Source organism: Candidatus Protochlamydia sp. W-9, assembly GCF_001950615.1.
In the GTDB taxonomy this organism is placed as follows: domain Bacteria; phylum Chlamydiota; class Chlamydiia; order Chlamydiales; family Parachlamydiaceae; genus Protochlamydia; species Protochlamydia amoebophila.
In genome coordinates, this window is record NZ_BCPZ01000198.1 from 1 (window position 1) to 6423 (window position 6423).

General features: G+C 29.9%; 4 protein-coding genes. 2 read left to right on the forward strand and 2 right to left on the reverse strand.

Features of this window, described 5'->3' with window-relative positions:
- Together BU804_RS06355 and BU804_RS06360 are read left to right on the forward strand one after the other, a co-directional pair.
- Positions 1-1252, forward strand: a 1252-nt coding sequence (locus BU804_RS06355; protein WP_075883433.1) for an alpha/beta hydrolase, incomplete at its 5' end; no start/stop codon positions are given.
- Positions 1253-2301: 1049 nt separating this feature from the next.
- Entirely contained in the window at positions 2302-3606 is a 1305-nt protein-coding gene (locus BU804_RS06360; protein WP_075883434.1) for an alpha/beta hydrolase, read from the forward strand.
- Positions 3607-4254: 648 nt separating this feature from the next.
- On the opposite strand, the gene BU804_RS06365 is transcribed toward BU804_RS06360, so the two are convergent.
- Together BU804_RS06365 and BU804_RS06370 are read right to left on the reverse strand one after the other, a co-directional pair.
- The gene (locus BU804_RS06365) at positions 4255-4866 is read right to left on the reverse strand and encodes a hypothetical protein (protein ID WP_143298945.1); all 612 of its coding nucleotides are present in this window, start codon (positions 4864-4866) and stop codon (positions 4255-4257) included.
- 56 nt (positions 4867-4922) lie between these two features.
- On the reverse strand, positions 4923-6311 hold the full coding sequence (locus BU804_RS06370) for a hypothetical protein (RefSeq protein WP_075883436.1): 1389 nt from the start codon (positions 6309-6311) through the stop codon (positions 4923-4925).
- Between the last annotated feature and the right edge of the window lie 112 nt (positions 6312-6423).

Sequence of the window (6423 nt, forward strand, 5' to 3'; positions counted from 1 at the left end):
CGAAAGTTCTAGTTCTAGCTCTGATGACGAAAGTTCTATTCCTAGCTCGGATATTAACTCACATTATCCAAATTCAGATGCTGAAAAACGAGAGCTTAGTATAAATAAATTTTTAGCCACACTGGGTGTGGGTCCGCAAACATGGCAGACAAATTCACCAGGTTTAAATAGTAAGAAAAAAGTTGATTTGATAAGTCAAAAAGTCTCAACGAATGACGAAAGTTCTATTCCTAGCTCTGATGACGAAAGTTCTAGCTTTGATAACGAAAGTTCTATTCCTAGCTTTGATTCTGAGAAAAAACTTTATTTGATTAGCGATCGTGAAAGCTTTACCAATCAGCATGAATTTTCGACTGAGACCCAAATAGTAAATGTCAAACTCATTTCTTCTACTGTTCAAATTTACTTGGAAGAAAACATACAGGCATACAAAAATTTTGGATATACAGATTTTTCTGATCGTAAAATTTTAATTCTTATTCATGGATTCACGGTAAAATATGAGAATGCATTGAAAACATTACTAAACGTTGCCGATAAAGTTGGGGATAGTTATGACGCTGTTATTGGTTATTTATATCCTGCTTGTGCAGAAATTTACCAATATCATAAAGCAAAAGAGAATGGGCTACGCGCTGCTAAGAAGCGTTTACCGAAAATATTGTGTTCAATACGATCAGTAGCGGAACGTGTAGACATTGTAGCTCATAGCATGGGAACAATAGTTGCCATGCACGCATTAAATCAAAAAGCCAGTCCAAAAATTGATAAACTCTTCCTTCTTGGAGGAGCACTTGAAGAAAAAAGTATTTTTGAATGTGATGGCCAAGGATGTACCACTTTGAAGCGGGCATTATCTAATGCTAAAAATATCTATGTGCTTTATTCCTGCAATGATAAAGTCCTGCCATGGCTGCATGTTATCGATTCTACGCAGCCTCTTGGACGTCTCAGTGAAAATGTACATCAAAAACCTATCGCAAAAAATGTTTGCCTAATTAATACCACTTCCGTTGTGAAAGGTCATAGTGCTTATTTTCAAAGTCAAGAGGTCTTTAAATTTATATACGATAATGCCCAAGATAACAACAGCCTAGTAGGTACTTCTTTCTCTCTTACTTCTGATGGATTATTCTCTTCAAAGCTTCCCATAGTCTGTTCTAAAGGGAAAAATAATGCCATTTCGGGAGGATTTCCTAAAAAATTTGTTGCCTTTAAATTCGGAGGAAAAAAAGCACGTTCCAAAGATTAACACATAAAAGTAAGCTCTAAAATCAAGGCTAAATTTCAGCCAAATGGGTATTTTTGACCTTCATTTTAGAGCCAATTAACTTATCCTATGCATAGAATGAGGAATAAAAACGAAAAATTTTGAGCTTAAGTTATTCGAGCAATACAATCCTTACTAAAATAAATAGTTGTATGATCAAAAGTTGCGTGTTTTAAAGATCAAAACAAGCGTATCTTCCGTAGAGTTTTGTCTAACAAGTAAAAATTTTCAAAAAGGAGGTTCTCCTAACAAGGAAAACTTAGATTTTAAGCAAAATACGACTATTTTTTGAGAATTTATTTTCAGGCAACTCTTTCCTTGCAATCGCGTTTTTGTAGTCTGCTTTAAAATACAATTCTTTATTTTCCAGTTTACTACTAAAAACTTTTCGATAAAGTTTGTTTCACAAAGAATTTTCTTTTTCCTAGAAAGATATCTGTTAAATTCATGTTGAGCCTCAAATAAATTAAATAACTTTATTTATTATAGATTTTTCCAAATTCAGTGAAATAATCATTTTTTGAAAAAAAATCATTCGTACACTCTTAATTAGCTCCATAGCTAATTCAGAGGAATTAAAATTAATGTTTTCCCGCGCAATCCTACATTTTCATTTATTAGAGCATGAATACCATAAAATGAAATATTTATATAATAAAAACTATTTGACAATATTGGAGAGCATGATCGAATATTCGAAACAATAATAGAGTTAATAAGACTAATTTTCGAAGATAAATTAGACTTTCTAATAGCTTCTTACTTAATCTACTGGAAAATTTTGCAAAATTAAATCTTATTAAGCGGCTGGGAAAACTATACATAAGCCAATAAGCAACAATTACTTTTCAAATTTGCTAAAAATTAATAATTTTAATTATCCATTTTTTGATAGACTTATTTTAAATATTTTATTATAATAATTTTATTAAATTATTATTTAATTAATAATGTTTTTTAAATTATCAAGTTAATATTTTCATTTATTAGGTTGTATACAAATGCTTATAATAACAAATTAGGAGGCTTTAATGAATTGTAGAAGTACTGGATCGGATTCTAATCCACTTTTTCACGTAAATGACGTTTCGGTTGTTAATCCACTTTTTCCTCCAGTGAACTGTGAAAGTACTAACCCATTTTTTTGTACATCTTCTGATTATTCAAATTCAGATACCGAGGAAGATCTTCATATCAAAATGATGGCAGCCTCAGTCACAATGGACCTACATACAAGTCCGATTTGTTTAAAAAGTGGAAAAAAAGTTTATTTGTTAAGTCAAAAGGCCTCAACAAATGATGAAAATTCACAATCAAATCCTCTTACTCATAAATACAATTATCCTTACTTAGATTCTGACTCTGATTCTGAACAAGAACTTTATTTGATTAGCGATCGTATGAACTTTACCGATCGCCATAAATTCTCGCCTGAGACCAAAATAATAAATGCCAGTCTTATTTCTTCTACTGTTCAAATTTACTTGGAAGAAAACATACAGGCATACACAGATTTTAATTTTAAAAATTTTTCTAATCGTAAAATTTTAATTCTTATTCATGGATTCACAGTGAAATATGAGGATGCGTTAAAAACATTACGAAGCGTTTCTGATAAAGTTGGAGATAGATATGACGCTGTTATTGGTTATTTATATCCTGCTTGCGCAAAATTTTATCAATATCGCCAAGCAAAAGAGAATGGGCTAGACGCTGCTAAGAAGCGTTTACCGAAGATATTGTGTTCAATACGATCAGTAGCGGAACGTGTAGACATTGTAGCTCATAGCATGGGAACAATAGTTGCCATGCACGCATTAAATCAAAAAGCCAGCCCAAAAATTGATAATCTTTTCCTTCTTGGAGGAGCACTTGAAGAAAAAAGTATTTTTGAGTGCGATGGTCAAGGATGTACCACTTTAAAACGAGCGCTATCTAATGCTAAAAAAATTTATGTGCTTTATTCCTGCAATGATAAAGTCCTGCCATGGCTGCATGTTATCGATTCTACGCAACCTCTCGGACGTCTCAGCAAAAATATACAACAAAAACCTATCGCAAAAAATGTTTGCCTAATTAATACCTCATCTGTTGTGCAAGGTCATAGTGCTTATTTTCAATGTCAAGAAGTTTTTAAATTCTTTAAGCTGATCATATACCATGATGCACACAGCACCAGCATGGTAGGCACTTCTTTCTCCCTTACTCTCAAAGAAGTAACCTCTTCTGAACCCATAGTCTGTTCTAAAGGGATAAATAATGCCATTTCGAGTGGACTCTCTAAAAAATTTGTTGCCTTTAAATTCGGAGGAAAAAAAGCACGTTCCAAAGATTAACACATAAAAGTAAGCTCTAAAATCAAGGCCAAATTCCAGCCAAATGGGTAATTTTTACCTTCATTTTAGAGCCAATTAACTTATTCTATGCATAGAATGAGGAATAAAAACGAAAAATTTTGAGCTTAAGTTATTCAAGCAATACAATTCTTACTAAAATAAATAGTTGTATGATCAAAAGTTGTGTATTTTAAAGAACAAATTAAGCGTATTTTCAGTGAATTTTTGACTATTAAGCAAAAATTTTCGAAAAAAGCGCTCTCTTGGAAAAAAACTTAGGTTTTAAGCGAAATACGATTATTTTTTGATAATGTCATTAAGAATAATCGTTTGCCCATAGTTAGTATTTTTGAAGTAGGCAAAAAAAGACCTTATTTGGTCATCTCTTGTGGGGCCTAAACTTCCAAACAAGTTATTCAAAATAAATAAGAGATTTTTAGTTATTTTATAAAGCTTATTATGTTTTAAGCGATAAAACTTTTTATAAGTTAATTAAGCTTAAATTTTTTCCTCAAAAACTTCATCACCTGAAATCCCGAACAAGTACGTTAACAAATTTAAAAAATCAACCAAATTTGTAATATAAAAAAACCTACTCTGTCAGTTATACGAACAAGTCTCTTCTCTTGTGTGACGAAGTTTGAACTACTATCTTACATATAAACAATTAGCTTTTATCTGCTCTTTTGTTTTTGCTAATTGGTCTTTAGCTTTCTCAAAATCTTCTTCAACAATTAATTCTTCTAGTTTTTTGAAATTTTTTTGTATATCTTCTTTCAAATCTAAAGGAAAAGTTGTAGGCAGTAAATTTAAATAAACGGAAAGGGATTTTTCAATAAAAGGGTTGATTTCATTTTTAGCTAAAACTTTAGCTTGAGAGGTAAGGTATGAGATCACTTCTTCACAAGTAAATAAAAGATCTTGTATTTGCATACTTATATTTACTAAATCTACTTCGTTTGTATTTTCTTTTTTACTATTCTCTCGCCATAGTTCATCACTCAATATGCCTTTTTGAAAGTAAACTTGGGATTTTTTATTCTGATCACTAAGATAAAATTTTAATGTGGCAACTCGTTTATCTAAATGATTAGCAAAATCCTGTTTAATAATATTAAATTTAGGATGAGTGCTTTCTTTCATAGCTAAATTTCTATGTTCCTTTAACCATTCGTAAATAAAGGTAGTTTTTAATTCCGTTCTACCAATGTAACTATCAATAATGTCCAAATGATCTAAAGTAAGATCTTCTTTTTTCATCGTTTTACTCAGGCTTATTAACAAATTCGCCTGAGATTGCAATTTATTAAGGTTAATCATAATTTTTCCTTTATTATTTTTCTTACCTCTTCTACAAGTTCAAAAAATTCTTTAGCTATTAAAAATTGTTTTAATTCAGCAGGAAGAACTAAAATTTCTTGTAAACGAGATTCATCATTTTTATCCGGAAACATGCTTACTAATTCTAGCGCAGCTCGGCTAACACCTTCATACAATGCTTCCTTTATAAAATTTTTATTTCCTTTCGTCAAGTTTTCCATCTCTTTGGAAGTCCATTTATATTTGTCTCTAAATCCGTTCAATAAATTATCCAAAGTCTTACTTAACAAAGAAATTTTTTTCTTATTTTGGGTTTCAAATAATTGAATTAAATCATTTTTAATATTTTTAAGGAAAACCTTTTGAATCATAAAATCATGATCTATTAAAACAATCGGATTACTATTCAAATTATTTAAAGAAAGGAAATAATTCCCATTATTTTGGCTTTCCCAATTTAATCGATCTTTATTTTTAATAAAGGTGTCTAAAAAAATCATTTTCCCCAAACAAAAAAATATATTTTTATAGATAAGCGCATCATTTAAAAAAATATTTTCCACAACATCTTTAGTTAATTGATCGAATGCAGTTCCTGGAACTTCTTTCATTACAACTATATAATTTAAATCTTCAATTTTACTTTGGAATTTTTCGCTGTTTTTCGGATAAACTACTCTTGCTAATTCTTTCAATTGAGTACAAACTAAACTACCTAAAGCAGAAGTTGTCTTTAAAGCGCAGTAATGAGGAGTAATAAATCCAAAAGATTGAAAAAATTTATCGGCGACTATATGTGAAGCTACTTCTTCTGCATCACAAAGTTTTATTTTAATGTCTCCGCAATCCGGTCCACCTGAAAAGCTATAAACTCCTACAGTACCCGCTCGACTCCTTATAAAAGTAAAAGCCTCCTCTAAGGTCTTCCTAACTTCGATAGACATTTCTTCGTCGATTATATTTCCTTCATTATCTATTTTTCTCGATTCAATGTAATTGTTAAAATTTAAAATTGTTTCTTTATTCTCTATTTTTTTTACTTCGACTGGAAAAAATGCGCTAGATAATTTTTCAACAGTCTCAGCCTTTATTTCTTCTATTTTTAATTTTACTTTTTTTAAAAGCTTATTTGCTTTTTCTTCATCATCAATATTACTACTATTTTCTAATTTTTTTTGAGTAATTTTATATATTTTATTTAAAGTAATTTTTGAAAAGCATTCTTTATTTGCTGTTTCTTCATAAAGAAACTGAGCAACACTTTTTTTATTAATATATAGATACTTTCCTTTGCCAGTATTTTGTAATTCTAAATGCTGATCAGCAAGCGATACCCAGTTGTCTAAGGAAAGAGAAGATATCTGATAATAGCTAGAAGATTCCATAATTTTCCTATTATTTTTTAATAATTATTTTATGTTATTAAAATTTATTTCTCAAACAAAATAAATAAAAAATAATTATATAATATAAAAATTAAATTTTAATTGTATTAAT

Excerpts from the sequence above, each read along its gene's own strand:
- BU804_RS06360 (WP_075883434.1), top strand. The coding sequence starts at position 2,302 with ATGAATTGTAGAAGTACTGGATCGGATTCTAATCCACTTTTTCACGTA.
- BU804_RS06365 (WP_143298945.1), bottom strand. The coding sequence starts at position 4,866 with ATGAAAAAAGAAGATCTTACTTTAGATCATTTGGACATTATTGATAGT.
- BU804_RS06370 (WP_075883436.1), bottom strand. The coding sequence starts at position 6,311 with ATGGAATCTTCTAGCTATTATCAGATATCTTCTCTTTCCTTAGACAAC.